Origin of the sequence: Fredinandcohnia onubensis (assembly GCF_002734215.1) — a bacterium.
GTDB lineage: Bacteria > Bacillota > Bacilli > Bacillales > Bacillaceae_L > Ferdinandcohnia > Ferdinandcohnia onubensis.
This window is the reverse complement of record NZ_NSEB01000004.1, coordinates 522,455-541,303: the sequence shown is the minus strand read 5'-3', so window position 1 is coordinate 541,303 and position 18,849 is coordinate 522,455. Positions and strand designations below refer to the sequence as shown.

The following is an 18,849-nucleotide window of genomic DNA, read 5'->3' as shown; positions in this document are numbered from 1 at the left end:
AGAGTAACTGGGGCTGCCTATTTAAATTTGCAGCCCATCCAATCTCAAATTCTCCCTAAACGATTATTCCTTCAACTTAATCTTGAAAACATATGAATGATGGCAAGGTAATTTTGCAGGGTGCAGTAATGGCGTTTTTATTGTAAGCTTTTGACCCTCTACTTGATAGTCCAAATCTGTATCTAATCCTAAAATTTGAATCGATTCAATCGATAAATTCTTTTTTAGCTCGAATTTTTCCTCTTCATTCGGCCAATTATCCATGATACAGTAAATATGATTGCTATTTGAAGTAAACTTTAACGTTGACCCACTCATTCCCACAAACGGTCTTGTCTCGTAAATAGCCTCACCGTTAACCTGTAGCCAATCACCAATATCTTTTAACCTTTGCTGTTGAATAATTGGAATTCGTCCATCCCATGTTGGGCCAACGTTCAGCAACAAATTCCCGCCACGTGCAACAATACTTGTTAGCTCATGGACAAGTTGCTCAGACGTTAAGTAGTTTTCTAAATTTTCCGCACGGTTAAATCCATAGGATCCTCCGATGCCTCTACTTTCCTCCCAAATTTGGTCTTGTGCTAAGTGATCGACATCATGGTACTCGCTTGAGAAATAGTCACCATGCTTTCCTGGCATCCCTACACAGAAGCGATCATTTACGACGACTTCCTCTTTGTTAGATGCTTCGTTGTACAACCATGCTAAAAATTCCTTTGTTTGTGCTACAGTTTCATCTAAATCCCATTCCCCGCCATCCGAGAAGATTAGGGAAGGTTTATATGTTTCAACAAGCTCTTTTAATTGTGGGATAAGAATTTCGTCGGTGTAATTTTCTTCATTGATTCCATACTTTTGGCGATCCTCTTCGGGAATGAAATATCCTGATTCCGGTCGGTGGCTCCAGTTTGTTTCCCAATCGATAATGGAATAATAGATACCCATTTTCATCCCTTGGTTACGAACCTCATTTGCCAGTTCACCAAGGACATCAACCTTTGGACCGACATCGGTTACACGCCAGTTTTTTTTGTGTTTATTTTCAGTTGGCCATAGGCAGTATCCATCGTGATGTTTCGTTGTTAAAACGACATACTTTGCTCCTGCATTTTTAAATATTTTTGCCCACAAGCTTGGATCAAACAATTCAGCTGTAAATTTGCTAGCGAAATCTCTATATTTAAAATTCTTTCCGTAAATCCGCTCGTGGAAGTCATCTCCATTGTTTTTATAATCACTATACACTGATGCATAATACCACTCTGCATACGAACCAAATCTCTCGTCACTCAATTTTCTCCATGAAGGGACTGAGTACACACCCCAATGAATAAAAATGCCAAACTTCGCATTTTGAAACCAGCTTGGAATCTTCCTTGAATCAAGAGAATCCCAAGTCGGTTTATATTGAATAGTAGTTTTTGTCATATACACAACCTCCGACCATAATAGTCTTGCAATTTCTTATCCTTTTACCGCTCCGTCCGTCATGCCTTCTACGATGTACTTTTGCGCTACAGCAAAGAGAATCAAAGTAGGTATAACAGAAATGACTGTTGCAGCAGACATTGCACCCCAATCAATATCATACTTTGTAATAAATGAATTCATCGCTACAGGAATTGTTTTCATTTGTTCTTGGTCAATGAACATAACTGCAAGGAACAGCTCATTCCATGCTTGAACGAATGCAAATATAAAAGTAGATAGTATTCCTGGAAGCATGACAGGTACAACGATTCTAAATAATGCTCCTAGTCTCGAACAACCATCAATCATCGCTGTCTCTTCTATACTTACAGGAATGCGTTGGAAGAAGCTTCGCATCATGATGGTACAGAACGGAATCGTCATGACGGTGTACATTATCATAATAGATGGTAATCGATTCAAGAGCTCTAAATTTGACATTAATAGATAGAGTGGTGCCAATGATATAAAAATGGGAATCATTTGCGTCACTAAAAATGCCAAAAATATTTGATTTTTCCCTTTAAAGTCGAATCTTGCTAAAACATATCCTCCAAGTAGGGCAATAAGCATCGTAAAAAGTGCTGAAACCAGGGAAACGATTAAGCTGTTTGTAATATATACTTGGAAGTTCGAGATACCAAATATATTAATGTAGTTTTCAAAGGAGATAGTCTCTGGCCAATAGGATAATGGAACCGTGAAAATATCCTTTGATGGTTTTAAAGATGTAACCACCATCCAATATAATGGGAACGCTGTCAGTATAAAAACGATGGACAAAAATATAATTTTTATTGATAGAAATACAGAACTTCTTATACTCATTTAAAAGTCACCAGCCTTATCAAAGCGAGTTGCCATTAGGTAGAAAATCGCAAAAGTAGTTAGTATGAAAATCATAATGACCCCAATTGCAGATGCTTCCCCATAGTTCTGACTAAATATAATTTTCTCTAACATATAAGTTGGTAAAATATGAGTCGATCCCGCTGGTCCCCCATTTGTCATACCGTAAATAATGTCTGGGAAGTTTAAAATCCATATAAAACGTAATAATACTGTTGTAATAATCGTTGGCATAATATATGGAATGGTTACCTTGAATAATTTGTGAAAACCATTCGCTCCATCCATATCCGCTGCTTCATATAGCTCATTTGGAACTGATTGCAAAGCAGCAAGAAGCATGATGGTGAAAAAGGCAACCCCATACCAAATATTTGCAATAAGAACAGATACCATCGCCCACTGAGGTGACGAAAGGAAGGGGATCATCTGATCAATGATTCCAAGCCGCATTAATAAATCGTTTATGACACCATTTTGACCATTGAACATCCATCTCCAAATGATACCAATCAGGAATCCTGACATTGCCCATGGAAAAAAAATAAGAGCTTGATAGATTCCTCTCCCCTTAAAATGTTTTCGTAGATAAAGGGCAATCGTGAAACCAATAATTAGCTGGAAAAAGAGGGATACAAATACCCAAATAAAACTATTTTTTAGGATCAAGTTAAATTCAGAAGTAAAAATAACGTTTTTAAAATTCTGAAGACCTACAAATGGTCGATTCGTAATATCGAATAACGTATAATTTTGAAATGCCATTACAATTCCTTGAAATAAAGGAAAATACACAAAAATAGAGACTAAAATAATCGCAGGTGATAAACAACCTAGAATAAATAGCCCATGCTTAGAAAATTTAAAAGTATTTTTCACGGGTAGCTGTTGTGATAACTCTACTTGAGACTTAGCCAATAATCCCACCCCTTTTCTTTAGGTTTAATAGCTGAAAGCCCAATTAGTATCAAAAGTTGAAACTTTCGTATCGATACTAATTGAACTTAACTTATTTTTATTTCATTTTTTCTTTTTCTGACTTCCAGAAACTATCCCACTTTTCTAGTACTTCTTCTACTTTGGCTTGATCTAAGAGAAGCTTTTGGATGTCTTTCTCAGCATCGATTCTAAACTGACCATAACCTTCATATGCAACTGGCTTATCAACAACAGTGTAAACTTCAGTTTGCTCATTCATTGTTAAATAAGCTTTGTAATACCCTTCGTTAAAGAATGGGTCTTCGCTAGCAGATGTAAAGATTGGAATTAAAGAATTATTTTTTGTAAAATACAAGTTTTGTTCTGGACTAGACAGGAATTCGATTAATTTCCAAGCCTCTTCCTTATTCTCAGAATAAGAAGTCATTCCCCATCCTGCTGCAGCCCCAACTGCCTGAGGTGCTTTACTGGATGGACCTACAGGAATTGGTGCTGTGTTCCAAGTACCCTCAGGTAGATTCTCATCTGCAGTTAAAATGACCTCAGGGTCTTGAATTAGCATTCCTGTAACACCTGATGTAAATCCTTGAACCATCTCTGGGTAGCTCCAACTTACTGCATCTGGTGGGGATGCTTTCTTATAGATATCAATAAAGAGTTGCAGTGCTTCTTTTGCTTCTGCTGTTCCAAAAATTGTGTTTCCATTTTTTGTGAAGTAACTATCCTTCTGTTCAAGCTTGTCCCCTAAGAAGGACCAGATGAAAAATTCAAAGTAATCAGATGAACCAGCGCCCCCCCTAAAGCTGTAACCATATTTGTTTTCACTTGCATCCGTAAGCGCTTTACCAACTTCGAGCAATTCTTTCCATGTTTTTGGAACTTCAAGACCAAGCTCTTTGAATCTGTCAACTCTGTAATATAGAGACTTTTGATAAAATCCATAAGGTAAATAATATGGTGTATCGTCGACAAACTTAGCACCATATCTCGCATTCTCTGTTAGGTTTTCCCACTCGGTCCATTTTTCTATGTATGGAGTCAAATCCTCAATAAAGCCGTTAACTGAATATTGTTTTACTGTGTAATCTCTTACCTCTACTACATCAAGTTTTTCTTTCGCCATCATCATCTGTGTTATCTTCTGGTCAGAATTCTGTAGCGGCGGTGAAATTAAGTTTACCCTAATTTCAGGATTTAGCTTTTCAAACTCATCTAACATTCCGCGCAATAATGTTGTACGTTCAGGACTTGTTAAACTCTCAATCATTGTTAATGTTGTCTTACCTGATTCACTTTCTTTGTCACTTGAAGAAGTTACAGAATCTCCTCCCCCACAAGCAGCTAAAAATAAAGATAACACCAAGATAAAAGAAATTGCTAAAACAGAACTTTTCTTCAAGACTTTTCCCCCTTTTATTATAGAAAAATAATTAAAAATAAAGTAAAGATTAAGAAAATTGTTACCGATACCAAAAAAATATCATTTATCTATCTTGAAGTCAATACGTTTATCAAATATAGTAAAAATACATAAAAAAAGAAAGGGATTAATAGAATGACTACCATATATGATATAGCGAAAAAAGCAAATGTATCTCCAATGACTGTATCTCGAGTGATTAACAATACCGGAAATATCAGTAAAAAGACAAAGGAAAAAGTTGAGAAGGTGATAAAAGAGCTAAACTATATTCCTAACAATGCTGCGCGTAGCCTCACCTTAAAACACTCAAAGATTTTGTCATTGCTTATTACAGATATCACAAATCCCTTTTTCACCAAAGTTGCCAGAGGGGCAGAAGACAAGGCGAAACAAATGGGATACCGGTTACTATTAAGCAATAGTGATGAAAACTTCGTCAAGGAATCTGAGTATATTGATATGCTATTGTCATCTGGCGTTGATGGAGTCTTAATTGCTCCAACTGGAGATGATTCAAAAAAGAACTTGAAAACACTGATTAAACACAAGATTCCTTTTGTTTTAATTGATAGACAGGTTAAAGACATTGAGTGTGATATTGTGCTTGGTGATAATTACGAGGGAACACGTAGGCTAATGACTCATTTAATTGAGCAAGGACATACAAATATTGCATTAATAAACGGCCCGAAAAAAATTTCAACTTCCCAATTAAGGGAACAATCATTTAGAGATACGTTGAAAATATATGAGATTCCTATAAACGAAATGTTATTATACAATTTGTCATTTAAACAAAATGATGCTATAGACGTGATTGAGAAGTTGTTAGAACTTCCGGACACTGAACGACCGACGGCTATTTTTGCAGGAAACAACTTCATTGCGATTGATATCATGAAAATATTATATGAGAAGAATTTACGGGTTCCAGATGATTTTTCATTAGTCTGTTTTGATGATCCAGACCCTGTACCAGATTACCGGCCATTCTTAACCTTAGCTTCACAACCAGCCTACGAATTCGGCTATTTAGGGATACAATTACTAATTGAAAGAATTGAAAAAATTGGGCCTGCAGATACAAGGAGAATCGTACTTCCTTCCGAAATTTTGATCAGGAAGTCAACCAAAAGCCTTCGATAAACATTACTATAATCACAGTAACTTAATTAATAAATGTGTAGGCGCCGGAAATGCAATATGACAAAACAAAGAGAAAATAACCTGTAAGTTTTTTTGAAACATAATCTTTGTTTCAAAAAAACTTACAGGTTTTTAAATATAAATAATTATTCCTTACAAATCTTCCACCAATATATAGGTCGCCTTCACCGGTCCGTGAACACCTACTACAAGATTCATTTCAATATCTGCCGAGTTACTTGGTCCAGTGATGAAATTGATTGCAGAAGGAACCCGCTCCCCTTTCTTGACTTTTTCACGAATGAGCTTTGCTGCTTGGGTCATCCGTGGAACAATCGTGCTTTTTGGGACGATTACAACTGAATGAGTTGGTAGAAAGCTAATCGTTCTCCCGCGATTTGGGCCACTGTATAGTACAACTGTAGCGGATTCTGCTAATGTGCTTTCACTTATCGAAATTCCTATGTTTGCTTGTTCTGCTTTTGTAATGTTTTCTTTTCCTAAGTCTGGATTCCATTCAAAAGCTTGTTCTTTTTTCAATAAGGATTGAAGCCCAAATTGTTCATAGCGCTCATCTTTCCAGGTAATGATTGGGCCGCTCCCGAAATCTTTGATTTTCTTTTCTAGGGCTTCTGATAGCTTGGATTTTGACGTCATAATGAGTTCCGTATGGATTTTGGTGCATTGAAGCTTTAAAACCTCGATCAACTCATCCACAGTTGAATTTTTTAACACTTCTTCCTGTGGGTTATGTTTCCACACAGGTGGTGTTAACGTTGTTTTTCGTTCCCGACCAAGTTGTTTGGCAATTTGGTCGAGGAAGGCGTCTCGATTTTGAATCGTTCCTTTCATTACTCAACGCCTCCTTTTTCACGATTTTTAAACCAATCTCTAAATCTCTCTTTGTTTGGCGCAGGAAAATCACGTACATCCGTCCATTCCTTTAACATGCCCACTCCCTTTGTAATTTTGTCACCTTGAGTCATTGGCTTTGTTAAGGTTGGCGCAAGTTTTGAACCCATTTGATAAAGGGATGATGATGACGCTCCGAAACCAAATGCCTTCATTAATAGTTTTTCAGAAACAGGTGCGCGACCTTCCCGCTCCACGATAACCTCACGATGCTTGTGAATCAACTGATGAAGTGGTATTTTTACTGGACATGCGTCTGTACATGCGCCACAAAGAGTTGATGCGTAAGGCAGTTCCTTGTGTTCATCATAACCTCCGAGCAATGGTGTTAACACAACCCCAATTGGACCAGGATAAATTGAACCGTACGAATGACCGCCTACATGCCGATAAACCGGACAAACATTGATACAAGCAGCACAGCGAATGCATTGTAAAACGGATTGGAATTCAGTACCGAGGATATTGGATCTACCGTTATCCACAATAACGAGATGGAAGTCTTCTGGACCGTCGACATCTCCTTCTTCACGTGGACCTGTTAATGTCGTGATATAGCTGGTTAATTTTTGACCAACCGCGCTTCTTGTTAGCATTCCAACTAGTACTTCCATTTCTTCGAATGTTGGAACTAGACGCTCCATCCCCATTACTACAACCTGTGTTTTTGGTAGTGCAGCCACAAGATCGGCATTTCCTTCATTTGTTACGAGAGTTATAGAACCAGTTTCTGCAACCGCGAAGTTACATCCTGTAATCCCCATATCTGCTTGTAAAAACTCTTGGCGTAATGATTCTCTCGCAAATAATGCAAGTTCCTCAGGCTTTTCCGAATTCTTATAGTCCATTTTATTTGCAAATACGTCACGAATTTGCTCTTTATTTTTATGCAAAGCTGGAACAATGATATGGGAAGGTGGATCATGATCATCCATTTGCAGGATGTATTCGCCAAGGTCTGTTTCAATTACTCGGCAACCCGCTTCTTCGAGTTTTTGATTTAGACTGATTTCTTCCGTCACCATTGATTTTGCTTTGACGACGTTCTTTGCTTCCTTCTTCTTCGCAAGGTCACTAATATAAGTACTAGCCTCTTCAGCCGTTTGGGCAAAGAAAACATGTCCGCCTTGGGTTGCGACCTGGTCGCTTAATTGATAGAGATAATAATCAAGATTTTCAAGGACGTGCTGACGAATTTCCTCCCCATGGTTACGCCATTCCTCCCAGTTTCCCAATTCGTCTGTTACCGTTTGCTTTCTTCCTTGAATGGTTTCTTGGGCTTTTGAAACCGCACCTCTCATGAAAGTGTTTTGCACTTCCTTTTGAACACGAGCTTTAAATGGTTCGTTACTAGTTTTTAATGCCATGTTTTATCCCCCCTTTAGTTTCGATAGTTTAGCACTTCTGCAATATGTAAAACTTCTATTGGTTTACCAAGTCGGTTAATTCTTCCACCAATATTCATGAGGCAGCCCCCGTCTGCACCAATGAGATAATCAGCCTCAGTTGATTCAACACATTGTACCTTATCATCAACCATCTTCTCAGAAATTTGGCCCATTTTCACAGAAAATGTTCCACCAAAACCACAGCAATTTTCCTTACCTGGAAGATCGACATATTCAACACCATCAATATTTTTTAGTAGTTTAATTGGTGGTTCTTTTACACCTAATAATCGCGTCATATGACAGGAAGTATGGTACGTTACCTTCCCTTTGAATGTTGAACCGACATCTGTGAGTCCTAAAACTCCGACAATGAATTGTGTTAATTCATAGGTTTTCTTAGCAAGTTCGATTACTTTTGGTTCCCATACAGGGTCTCCTTTAAAAATATCCTTATATTCATGAAACATGTTTGCACAAGAGCCAGATGGACAAACGATGTACTTCGCATTCTCGAAGGTTTCAATCATTTTTTTCATGGCTTTTTTCGTTTCTTCTACATACCCGCTATTATATGCAGGCTGTCCGCAGCACACCTGGCTTTCCGGAAATTCTACTTCACAACCAAGATGCTCAAGTAGCTCAACCGTCGCTTTCCCTACATTTGTTTGGAACATATCAACAAGACAGGTGGCAAATAAAGTGACTTTCATTTTGATTTTCCCCCTTCAACAAAACAAGTGAACAGGTCATCTGATGACCTTATTATTAAAAACAATGTTACTACCTTTTTCCATGTTATAAAAGACTATTTTAGAGATTCTATAAAAAATTCCCTTAAGGTTTCCTCAACATTATTAAGGTGTGTTATCATTGTGCTTCTAGCAGCTTCTTCATTTCCTGCTACAATCGCTTCATAGATAGCAAGATGTTCATTGTATAATCGCTCTGTCGTTTTTTCTTTTGAAAATAAGGTGATTCTTCGTGTTTCTTTCATTGTTTCCTGCATGAGATCTGAAACGTTCAATAATAAATTCGTTAACATTGGGTTTTGGGTGGCTTCTGAAATGGCAAGATGAAACTGGAGGTCGGCTGTTTCTCCTAGCTCCTCATTACCTAATGCTGCTTTCATGCCATTAAGCGCTGTTTCCAGTTTTTCTAAGTCTTCAGAAGTGTGCTTCTTCGCTGCTGTTGACGCTGTCCCGGTTTCGATTATTTTTCTTATTTCAAGAAGATGCATGACGTCCTTTTGATTCATTAACATAGCTGATACTAGTGGGAATGTAAGTTCCTCTGCTTGGAATTCCTTTACATACGTTCCTTCTCCTTGGCGCATTTCAATTAATCCCATAGCTTTTAGCGCAGTTAAAGCTTCACGAATTGCGGAACGTCCAACCTGAAAACTTTCAGCCAGCTGTTGAACGGATTCTAGCTTTGTTCCAGGTTTAAGCTTCCCAGAACGAATTGCTTCCTGTAATGTATCCGCAACCTCTTCATAGATTTTTTTCGGTTTGATTTTTTTGTATTCCATTGATTATCCTCCGGTACATAATTTCATTCATGTAAAGTCTAGATTTTATTCAAATGAGGTAATTTTCATCCCATCTTCATTCTCATTTCTATAAATGTCAATTGCTTGTTCTTGCGCCCGCAAGCATAATTCTGCTGCTTTAAAAGCATGAGCCTGAGTCATGGCTATTTCGGTACGGTTCAAGCAATCTAAGATGAACTGCCCAAAGAACGGATATCCAACCTTTCCGGACACATTGAAATACTGCTCTCCATTCTTATTAACTAAAAACACGTGATTTCCATTATTCGCACGTGCCAGATCGATGTATTTCCGGATTTCAATCGTTCCTTCTGTACCAATAATAAAGATTCTCCCATCTCCCCAAGTCCTTAATCCGTCAGGAGTAAACCAATCTACTCGGAAGTAATTTGTCGCCCCATTATCTCCAACCAATGTTGCATCTCCAAAATCATCTAATTCCGGATACTGTGGGTGATGATAGTTTGCAATTTTACTATGTAACACTTTTGCATCCTGACAACCCGTATAGTATAAAAATTGTTCGATTTGATGAGAACCAATATCACATAAGATTCCACCATATTGTTCTCTATTAAAAAACCATTCTGGTCGGCTAGGTGCATTTAATCGGTGTGGACCGAAACCAGTCACCTGAATGACACGACCAATTGCACCATTTTTAATTAAATCACCAGCGAATACAGCTCCCTCAACATGAAGACGCTCACTATAATACACCATGTACTTTTGGCCAGTTTGTTTGACAACTTCCTTTGCTTCTTCCAATTGCTCTAATGAAGTAAAGGGTGTTTTGTCTGTAAAATAGTCTTTTCCTGCATTCATTATCTGGATACCAAGTTCACTTCGTTTTGAAGGAATCGCTGCACCAGCCACAAGCTGAACATTTATATCTGTTAAAATTTGCTCTACAGATTTAGCTTGCATCACTTCAGGAAAAGTTTCCAAAAACTTCGCTACTTTTAAGGGATCCGGGTCATACACCCATTTTAATGTAGCACCTGCCTCAATTAATCCATTGCACATTCCGTAAATATGCCCATGATCAAGACAGGCTGCTGCAAATATAAATTCCCCTTTTTTCACAACAGGATTTGGTTTTCCCTTCGGTGCATAACTCATACCATCATGTGCCATTATTATCCCCTCCTTTTTAATGTGTACCAGACACATCCTCTTATGACTACAAAGGATTATTAGCCTATCCTCACTGAATAATGCACTATTAGCTCTTCGAGAACGTCAATCCCCGTCATGATATCTTCAAGCTCGGTATACTCGTCCGGATGGTGGCTTAGTCCATCAACGGAAGGTACAAAAATTAAACCCGTAGGACATAGCTTGGTCATATTCATCGCATCATGGCCTGCCCCACTTGCCATCTTTTGATAGGAAAGATTTAAGCTCTCACAAATGGATTCTGTAATATTATTTATCTCTTTAGAGAGTAAAACCGGTTCTTCACTAATGATTTCATTGCTCACTATTTCAAGCTGTCTATTTGTTTCCAAGGCTTGTATCGTTTTATGTAAATGGTCTAAAACTCTTTGTCTTGACTCTACGGAGGTAGAGCGGATATCGACCTTTATGTCCACTTCACCTGGTACCACATTCATTGCACCTGCATGAACATCCATGACACCAACAGTGGCAACTGTTCCATATTGTTGTTCTTCCTTGGCAATTTTCTCTAATTCTAGGGCTATCTCGGACGCCCCTAATAGGGCATCTTTCCTCATATGCATTGGGGTTGTTCCGGAATGTGAGGCGGTTCCTTTAATTTTAATAAACAACCTTACCGGTGCAGCAATTCCCGTCACAATCCCAATATTTTTATTATTGTTCATTAAAACTGGACCTTGCTCAACATGCAATTCAAAGAATGCTTTAATTTCTTCATTTTCTCTACTAGCTTCTTCGACACTATCAATATCAAGAGCACATAATGATAGGGCCTCTTCCATTGTAATTCCATCACGATCTTTTAAATGTCTAAATTTCTCTTTATCAAATCGTCCAGACATTGCCTTACTTCCTACAGTAGAAACGCCGAATCTAGCAGATTCCTCACAGGCAAATGAAACAATCTCAATTGGGTGAGCGGTTTCAATTCCTTTTTCATTAAGCCTTTTTACAACTTCCAATGCAGCTGTAACACCCACTACTCCGTCATATTTCCCACCTTGATAGACTGTATCCAGATGGGAGCCCATTAGAACCGGCGGTAGATCCTTGTTTTTTCCTTCTCTCCTAGCAATTACATTTCCACATTGGTCCATACTGATTTCTAATCCTTCAGTTTTACACATCCGCATAAAAGCATGTGTACAAGTTTGTTCTTCATTGGTATAGGCAATTCTAGTTATTCCTTTTTCACCAGAGTTATATTGATTGATTTTATTAAAAAGCACTTGATATCTTTCAATGCGATCCATGCTGATATATCTCCCGTCCTGTCATTCAAGATTCTATCAATATTATACCAGTTAGATGGAATTGTTTAGATATGATTTTTAAGATTTAGAAAAATGGCAAACTAAAAAGCAACGCCTTTTTTATAGACGTTGCTTCTTTGTTATCTTATCGTACTGTCTTTAATGCTTTACCCCAAGAAACGACTTGGTCTAACAGCATGTTCATATTATCGTCATGAATATTTTGTGGTTTAAAATCAGTACCATTTTCAAAATCTAAAAACAGCGATAAGGTTGGATGGGTACGTACATCCGCAATATTTAACTCACCACAGATTCCACGGAGATGTTCTGCAGCACGAGCACCACCAGTTGAACCATAGCTAACGATTCCAGCTGATTTGTTGTACCATGCTTCACGAGCTAAATCCATCGCATTTTTTAATGCTCCAGTGATACTGTGATTATATTCTGCCACAACAAAGATAAATCCATCAAGGCTTGCTAATTTCTCATTCCATTTTGCAATTCCAGGTGCATCACCTGTTCCTAAGAAAGGTAGATCATACTCTTTAATATCTACGATTTCGTAATTTGCATTCCCTTTTTTGTCACCATAACCCTTTACCCATTCTCCAACCTGTGGACTAACCCGACCTTCTCGTGTACTACTTAAAATAATCCCAATGTTTAATTTTTCTTCAGTCATTTTTGGTTCCTCCGTTGCTGTATTTTTGCCAAATAATTTGTCTAAAAAGCCCATACTTAACACCACCTATGTAGTTAAGAAAAGCATTACGGTATTAATTTCCCAATTTTGAATAGATTCTATACAAAGATATTTTTTAAGTAGGATTTAAAATTCGTTGTAAGAATCGCTTCGTCCGTTCTTCCTTAGGATTCTTTAATACCGCATCTGGTTTACCTTGCTCGACGATATACCCTCCATCCATGAAAAGGACTTTATCTGAGATTTCACCAGCAAATTGGATTTCATGAGTGACAATAATCATGGTCCAATTTTCATTAGCCAGATCCTTCATTACCTTCAACACTTCTCCAATTAGTTCTGGGTCTAAGGCCGATGTTGGTTCGTCGAATAAGAGCAGCTCCGGCTTCAGCGCTAATGCTCTTGCAATTCCTACCCGCTGTTGCTGTCCGCCTGATAATTGGTCAGGATATAAATCCATTTTCTCCTTTAATCCAACCTTTTCTAGTAAATCTTCGGCTTCACTTCTAGCTTCCGTCTTATTTCTTTTTTGGACAATCACAGGGCCCTCCATTACATTCTGAAGAGCAGTTTTATGTGGAAAAAGGTTATAGGATTGAAAAACCATCCCTGATTTTCTGCTTAATCGAATGATGTCCAGTTTCCTCAACTTTCCTGCAAAGTTAATGGATAATCCATCTTCAAACTGAAAAAGTCCTTTATCCGGTTGTTCAAGACCATTAAAGCAACGGAGCATCGTTGTTTTTCCTGATCCGGATGGGCCAATAATGGAGACGACTTCCCCTTTATTAATCTCAAGATCAATATCTTTTAACACTTCATTTTCACCAAAAGATTTTGCCAAGCCCTTAACAGATAAAAACATACCCTCACCCCTTTTACTTTAAGACATGACGACTCAACCTTCGTTCGAGTACTTCCTGAATAAGTGATAAAATGAAACAAATCACCCAATAGATTAAGGCAGCCTCCAGATATAAAAGTAGGAAGTCATACGTTCTTGCTGCTATCTCCTGGGCCTTACGGAATAATTCAGCCACCAATACTAATGAAGCTAAGGATGTATCTTTGACAAGGCTGATAAACGAATTAGACAGCGGTGGTACGGAGACCCTTGCTGCTTGTGGAAGAATGATGCGCCTTAATGCTGTCCATCTTGTCATTCCAATTGTAAATGCCGCTTCCCATTGGCCTTTTGGTATGGATAAAATAGATGCCCGTATGATTTCTGATGCATAAGCGCCAACATTTAAAATAAAGGCGATGGCTGCACTTGGGAATGGGTCAATATTGATTCCGACATTGGGAAGTCCGTAGAAAATAATAAATAGTTGAACTAGTAGTGGTGTTCCACGAATCGCTGAAACATAGATAATAGCTGGAATTTGAATAAGTTTAGATTTTGACAATCGCATCATTGCTGTGAGCAAGGCTAATATAATACCACCTATAAAAGATATAAGTGTGAGTGGAATCGTATATTGGATCGCTCCAGAAAGCATAGAGGGAAGGGAGTTCATAAATAACTCCCATCCCTCCATATTCGCAGTAATCGTGAAAAGTAGGCTATTTTGTAGAAACATCTTCACCAAACCATTCCTGCGAAATTTTTGCTAATGTCCCATCTTCCTTCATTGCAGCCAACTGTTCATTAATTGCCTTCACCAAGTCTTCATTACCTTTATTGAAAGTAAAAGCCATTTCCGAAACATCGTCTGACTCAGCTGCAATTTTGATACTTTCATCACCCTGCGATTTTATATAATCAAGAACTGCGAGCTTATCATTAACAGTAGCTTCCGCACGTCCTTGCTTAATCAATTCAATTGACTGAGCGAGCCCTTCTACACCTACGATTTCAGCGCCATTTTCTTGAGCGATTGCACCGTAATTACTCGTCAAAGATTGCGCAGCTTTTCTACCTTTTAAGTCCTCAAATGACGCAATATCACTATTATCCTTTGGTACAACAAGGACAGCTGAAGAATAGGTATATGGTTCTGAGAATTCATAATTAGCTAGACGGTCCTCATTAATCCCTACTTGGTTTGCAATTAAATCAAATCGTTTTGAATTTAGACCAGCAAACATGGAATCCCATTGAGTTTCCATGAATTCCACTTCAAGATCCATACGCTTTGCGACTTCTCTAATCACTTCCACGTCATAGCCCGTTAATTTATCCTCTTCATTGTGGAAGGTATAAGGTGCATATGTCCCTTCTGTTCCTACTGTTAGAACTCCCTTTTCCTTTATTTCATCAAATAAGGATCCTGTTTGTTTGGTATCGTTGTTATCTTCATTCCCCGCATTGTTGTCTTGATTAGTCCCACCACATCCTACCAGGAAAAAAGCAAAAGTAAGGATGAGGGAAATTAGAAAGACCTGTTTTTTCATTTTTAAAACCCCCTGTGTATTTAATGCGTGTTTCTGCCTAGTAGTAGATTTTACAAGTTCAGCCATTCTCATACACAAAGGACGACAGTAAAAAAAGAGCCGTCGTAAATTGACAGCTCTTTTTCGCACTCTATTTTATAGTTCAACATTTCTTACCGAATCTCTCAACTTCAGTTAATGCCGGGAATGGTGAGGGAAAGCTTAAACTTTTCTACATCAATTCAGATGAATCAAAATCAAATAGACTATACAGTTTATAAGCCATTAAAAGCTCAAACCGTACTTCTGCATCATTTAAATCGACATCTAATAGTTCAGCAATACGGTCAATTCGATATTCTAGGGTACTTCGATGAATAAATAATGCATTAGAGGCCTCTCTTACATTGCCATTATGAAGTAGATAAACTCTTAGTGTCCCAAAGAGATCGACGTTATTTTTTTCGGAATACTGTACCAAAGCTCCAAGGTTTTTCTTAATAAAGATTTTGGCTGATGCTAAATCACTCGTATTGCTTAAAATGGTATAGGCACCGAGATCATCGTATAGTGCATAGCCTCCGTCTGAATTACGATTCATGATAACATTCTTCGCTTTGGACGCTTTCAAGTAACTATCATAATAATCTTCTAATTTTGTCGTGCTCCCACCGATTCCAAAATAGGGTGTTATCTTCTCTTTTTTTGTTGAATCTGAAAGAAGTTTATAAAGTCGTTCCCAAACGTTTTTCTCGTCTGGTGTTTGAACAATGATGATAAAATCATCACCTTTACGACTAAAGATCATATTCGAAAAATGAAAAGATAAATCAGATTTCATTTGGTCCCATACCCTTGATTTTTTTGCTTCTATCGCCACAACATTTTCGCCTGTATCATCCGCTACATCGAATGAGCCTACTACAACTGTATGGGGTTCAAGTATATTCCAATTGGTTAATGTTGCATATTGAATAATTTTCTCGGGATTTTCAATCGTTTCTGCGAACAATTGATTAATGAAGCCTTCTTGAATTTGTTCTTTTGTATCAAGAACGAGTTTTTGTTTAATGAATTCAATTGCATATACATTTAAGACATAGTCAATCGTAAGGCGAATCAGGCGGTGCATTTTCTTCTGATATAAACTTACAATCAAATACCCTAAAGCTTTATTTCCCTGCAAAATGGGGAGTACATGTAAGCCAGTGCCATTTACTGAAATCGTCAGATCTTCGGTACGAAGCTTGATGATTTCGCTTTTCATTTTAATAATTTCATGTTCGTATTCGTTTTGAAGGTGCTTTTCCACCTGCTTAACTCTTAAGGTAATTGGATTCATAAATCTGTCGTATAAAAATACGGTACTATCAATCATGGCACTAATTGTATTTGTGATCTCAATTAAATCTGCACCTTTTACTGTCTTTTTTACTAATTCCTGTTGGTGCTCTAGTATGGTCTCAAGACTTTTTTTGCTTTCATATTCAAACCGATAAAGTCTTGCGTTTTCAATTTGCATAGAAACGAAATCTGAAACAAATTTCAAAAATTCCAGATCCTCTTCCGTAAAATAGACTTCCCCACCCGTCGTGACATAAATAACGCCGATTGTCTTTAAATTAACAAGTAATGGAACAGTAAGTTCAGTTCCTCCTGATACCTCAACACATGGAAAATAGGAATCCAGTGATTGATTTGAATTTACTTTAATCTTAATTGGATGTCCAACAGGCCCATACCATGGGGGATGAAGATCAAAACACGTGTTTTCTTCATCATATAAGTAAACGCAGGCACCACTTGCATGGGTTCCTTTACATGCACGTTCGACCACTTTTTCAATGATATGTTCAATTGAAGAGTTTGGGAGAATATTCTCCTTAATCCACTCAATTCCCTTCATTTTTCGTTTTTGACTTTCCTTCTCACGGGCGATGATTAATGAGGATGCGACATCATGACCGAACTCTGTAAAGATTTGTTCTGCTTCAATGATTAATGGAATAAATTCACGAAAACCTATTACACAAAGACCAAAGCTTTCGTTTAAATTATGTAGGGGGACTGTAAACCATGTTGATAGGTTTTCATTCTTGATGGCAGTATGAAAGGCACAGTTGGTTTCTTCATGCTTATCCTTCTGCCACCAAATTGCGTTTTTTAGGAGCTTAGGAGAACAGTCGTTGACATCTAACTGGAGTGTTTGATCAATTGTAAACTGATCTCCTTTCCAAACCTTCGGGACAAGCCTTCCTTTTTCATAAAGGACGACTCCCACTAAATCACATGCATATTCCTTATAAAATCCTTCTAACAAGTAATCTAGCGTTTCTTCAATCGTGTCAAATGTAACAAGGTGGCGCGCCATCGTTCGTAAATGAGTATCAATTTTCTTCATTAACTTTTCTCGTTCACTTGTTAACTTCAAAAAAAATCGCCACCTTCTACTTTGTTTTCTATATACATTCCACTCGATGTTTCGAATTCCTTCTTAAAGCGTTTAATTTATATAGAAAGACCTATTTAAGTATTTCTTTAGCGATGACAACTCGTTGAATTTGATTCGTTCCTTCATATATTTGCATGATTTTTGCATCTCTAAAATACTTCTCTACCGGGTAATCGCGGATAAATCCATAGCCACCAAAAATTTGTACGGCATCTGTTGCTACCTTCATTGCGGAATCAGAGGCAAAGCATTTTGCAAAGGAAGCATGCTTGATGGATGGTGTACCAGATTGTAAAAACTGCACAGATTGATGAACAAGGAGCCTTGCCGCTTCAATATTCATCGCCATATCAGCAAGCATGAATTGGATTGCCTGTAGATTGGAAATCGGTTTTCCGAATTGAGTTCTTTCCTTTGAATAAGCAAGGGCATCTTCATAGGCCGCTTGAGCAATTCCTACTGCTTGGGCCCCCACCATAGGTCTAGCATTCATGAGCCCCTGTAAAAAGATTTTTAAGCCAGCACCTTCCGCACCAATGCGGTTCGATGAGGGGACTCGAACGTCTTCGAAAATAACAGATGCAGTATTAGAGGCACGTAAGCCAAGCTTCTTCTCCTTGACACCCACCTGTAACCCTTCTGAATCTCGCTCTACAACGAATGCAGTAAAACCACTATCTTTTACATTGGTTAACACAACAAAAAAGTCCGCGTAACTTGCATTCGTAATAAAACATTTTTCCCCATTTAAGATATACTCGTCACCACTTCTAATTGCAGTCGTTTTTAAGGAGCCAACATCACTACCTGCACCTGGTTCAGTCAGGGCAAAAGAAGCAAACTTTCCTTCTCTTGTTAGTTGGGTTAGATATTTTCTCTTAAGCTCTTCACTTCCTCCTACAAGGATAGGATATGAAGAAAGAGAGTTCGCTTCGATACTTGTTGCAACGCTTGCACATGCTCTAGCAATTTCTTCAACAATCAAAGCATGAGAGAGCTTATCGATTCCTGGGCCACCGTATTCTTCAGGTATCGCTAGGTTCGATAACCCTACATCATGTAGTCTTCTTATGATTTCTAACGGAAATTCTTCTTCCTCATCATACTGTCGTGCAAAAGGTGTAATTTCATTCTTTGCGATATCACGTGCAAAACTTCTAATTGTTTGCTGTTCTTCTGTTACGATAAAGCTCAA

17 protein-coding genes are annotated in these 18,849 nt (G+C 38.0%); 1 reads left to right on the top strand and 16 read right to left on the bottom strand.

Features of this window, described 5'->3' with window-relative positions; all coding sequences use genetic code 11:
* Positions 1-63: 63 nt before the first annotated feature.
* The 4 genes from CKK03_RS05680 to CKK03_RS05665 all read right to left on the bottom strand — a co-directional run bounded on the left by CKK03_RS05680 (position 64) and on the right by CKK03_RS05665 (position 4,660).
* Positions 64-1,431, bottom strand: a complete 1,368-nt coding sequence (locus CKK03_RS05680; protein ID WP_099361630.1) for an alpha-L-fucosidase — start codon at positions 1,429-1,431, stop codon at positions 64-66.
* A 36-nt stretch (positions 1,432-1,467) separates the two neighbouring features.
* Complete coding sequence (locus CKK03_RS05675) at positions 1,468-2,301, bottom strand: carbohydrate ABC transporter permease (protein WP_099361629.1); 834 nt, start codon at positions 2,299-2,301, stop codon at positions 1,468-1,470.
* Positions 2,302-3,240 carry a carbohydrate ABC transporter permease gene (locus tag CKK03_RS05670; protein ID WP_245864007.1) on the bottom strand — a complete coding sequence of 313 codons (939 nt, stop codon included), beginning with the start codon at positions 3,238-3,240 and terminating at the stop codon, positions 2,302-2,304.
* A 97-nt stretch (positions 3,241-3,337) separates the two neighbouring features.
* A complete protein-coding gene (locus tag CKK03_RS05665) occupies positions 3,338-4,660 on the bottom strand; it encodes an ABC transporter substrate-binding protein (RefSeq protein WP_099361627.1) in 1,323 nt (440 codons plus the stop codon).
* Positions 4,661-4,816: 156 nt separating this feature from the next.
* On the opposite strand from CKK03_RS05665, the gene CKK03_RS05660 reads away from it, so the two are divergent.
* The gene (locus CKK03_RS05660; protein ID WP_099361626.1) at positions 4,817-5,830 is read left to right on the top strand and encodes a LacI family DNA-binding transcriptional regulator; all 1,014 of its coding nucleotides are present in this window, start codon (positions 4,817-4,819) and stop codon (positions 5,828-5,830) included.
* Positions 5,831-5,983: 153 nt separating this feature from the next.
* Here the strand turns inward: CKK03_RS05660 and CKK03_RS05655 are convergent, their stop codons facing one another.
* From CKK03_RS05655 to CKK03_RS05600, 12 genes are all read right to left on the bottom strand, one after another.
* Positions 5,984-6,682, bottom strand: coding sequence for a LutC/YkgG family protein (locus tag CKK03_RS05655; protein ID WP_099361625.1), 699 nt, complete (start codon positions 6,680-6,682; stop codon positions 5,984-5,986).
* The gene (locus tag CKK03_RS05650) at positions 6,682-8,109 is read right to left on the bottom strand and encodes a LutB/LldF family L-lactate oxidation iron-sulfur protein (RefSeq protein ID WP_099361624.1); all 1,428 of its coding nucleotides are present in this window, start codon (positions 8,107-8,109) and stop codon (positions 6,682-6,684) included. The genes CKK03_RS05655 and CKK03_RS05650 overlap by 1 nt, the downstream gene beginning before the upstream one ends.
* A 14-nt stretch (positions 8,110-8,123) precedes the next feature.
* The gene (locus CKK03_RS05645) at positions 8,124-8,843 is read right to left on the bottom strand and encodes a (Fe-S)-binding protein (RefSeq protein WP_099361623.1); all 720 of its coding nucleotides are present in this window, start codon (positions 8,841-8,843) and stop codon (positions 8,124-8,126) included.
* Between the two features lie 95 nt (positions 8,844-8,938).
* A complete protein-coding gene (locus CKK03_RS05640; RefSeq protein WP_099361622.1) occupies positions 8,939-9,661 on the bottom strand; it encodes a FadR/GntR family transcriptional regulator in 723 nt (240 codons plus the stop codon).
* A 45-nt stretch (positions 9,662-9,706) separates the two neighbouring features.
* Positions 9,707-10,819 (bottom strand): Gfo/Idh/MocA family protein, encoded by a 1,113-nt coding sequence (locus tag CKK03_RS05635; RefSeq protein ID WP_425432842.1) that lies wholly within the window; start codon positions 10,817-10,819, stop codon positions 9,707-9,709.
* Between the two features lie 59 nt (positions 10,820-10,878).
* A complete protein-coding gene (locus tag CKK03_RS05630) occupies positions 10,879-12,117 on the bottom strand; it encodes a M20 family metallo-hydrolase (protein WP_099361621.1) in 1,239 nt (412 codons plus the stop codon).
* A gap of 145 nt (positions 12,118-12,262) precedes the next feature.
* A complete protein-coding gene (locus CKK03_RS05625; protein ID WP_099361620.1) occupies positions 12,263-12,859 on the bottom strand; it encodes an NADPH-dependent FMN reductase in 597 nt (198 codons plus the stop codon).
* An 82-nt stretch (positions 12,860-12,941) separates the two neighbouring features.
* The gene (locus CKK03_RS05620) at positions 12,942-13,691 is read right to left on the bottom strand and encodes an amino acid ABC transporter ATP-binding protein (RefSeq protein WP_099361619.1); all 750 of its coding nucleotides are present in this window, start codon (positions 13,689-13,691) and stop codon (positions 12,942-12,944) included.
* Positions 13,692-13,704: 13 nt separating this feature from the next.
* A complete protein-coding gene (locus CKK03_RS05615; protein WP_099361618.1) occupies positions 13,705-14,409 on the bottom strand; it encodes an amino acid ABC transporter permease in 705 nt (234 codons plus the stop codon).
* The gene (locus CKK03_RS05610; RefSeq protein WP_099361617.1) at positions 14,393-15,223 is read right to left on the bottom strand and encodes an amino acid ABC transporter substrate-binding protein; all 831 of its coding nucleotides are present in this window, start codon (positions 15,221-15,223) and stop codon (positions 14,393-14,395) included. Before CKK03_RS05610 ends, CKK03_RS05615 begins: the two co-directional genes overlap by 17 nt.
* Before the next feature lie 211 nt (positions 15,224-15,434).
* On the bottom strand, positions 15,435-17,633 hold the full coding sequence (locus tag CKK03_RS05605; RefSeq protein ID WP_099361616.1) for a helix-turn-helix domain-containing protein: 2,199 nt from the start codon (positions 17,631-17,633) through the stop codon (positions 15,435-15,437).
* Positions 17,634-17,724: 91 nt separating this feature from the next.
* A complete protein-coding gene (locus CKK03_RS05600; RefSeq protein ID WP_099361615.1) occupies positions 17,725-18,849 on the bottom strand; it encodes an acyl-CoA dehydrogenase family protein in 1,125 nt (374 codons plus the stop codon).

Excerpts from the sequence above, each read along its gene's own strand:
- CKK03_RS05640 (WP_099361622.1), bottom strand. The coding sequence starts at position 9,661 with ATGGAATACAAAAAAATCAAACCGAAAAAAATCTATGAAGAGGTTGCG.
- CKK03_RS05650 (WP_099361624.1), bottom strand. The coding sequence starts at position 8,109 with ATGGCATTAAAAACTAGTAACGAACCATTTAAAGCTCGTGTTCAAAAG.
- CKK03_RS05675 (WP_099361629.1), bottom strand. The coding sequence starts at position 2,301 with ATGAGTATAAGAAGTTCTGTATTTCTATCAATAAAAATTATATTTTTG.
- CKK03_RS05680 (WP_099361630.1), bottom strand. The coding sequence starts at position 1,431 with ATGACAAAAACTACTATTCAATATAAACCGACTTGGGATTCTCTTGAT.
- CKK03_RS05660 (WP_099361626.1), top strand. The coding sequence starts at position 4,817 with ATGACTACCATATATGATATAGCGAAAAAAGCAAATGTATCTCCAATG.
- CKK03_RS05625 (WP_099361620.1), bottom strand. The coding sequence starts at position 12,859 with ATGGGCTTTTTAGACAAATTATTTGGCAAAAATACAGCAACGGAGGAA.
- CKK03_RS05635 (WP_425432842.1), bottom strand. The coding sequence starts at position 10,819 with ATGGCACATGATGGTATGAGTTATGCACCGAAGGGAAAACCAAATCCT.
- CKK03_RS05620 (WP_099361619.1), bottom strand. The coding sequence starts at position 13,691 with ATGTTTTTATCTGTTAAGGGCTTGGCAAAATCTTTTGGTGAAAATGAA.
- CKK03_RS05645 (WP_099361623.1), bottom strand. The coding sequence starts at position 8,843 with ATGAAAGTCACTTTATTTGCCACCTGTCTTGTTGATATGTTCCAAACA.
- CKK03_RS05630 (WP_099361621.1), bottom strand. The coding sequence starts at position 12,117 with ATGGATCGCATTGAAAGATATCAAGTGCTTTTTAATAAAATCAATCAA.
- CKK03_RS05615 (WP_099361618.1), bottom strand. The coding sequence starts at position 14,409 with ATGTTTCTACAAAATAGCCTACTTTTCACGATTACTGCGAATATGGAG.
- CKK03_RS05610 (WP_099361617.1), bottom strand. The coding sequence starts at position 15,223 with ATGAAAAAACAGGTCTTTCTAATTTCCCTCATCCTTACTTTTGCTTTT.
- CKK03_RS05655 (WP_099361625.1), bottom strand. The coding sequence starts at position 6,682 with ATGAAAGGAACGATTCAAAATCGAGACGCCTTCCTCGACCAAATTGCC.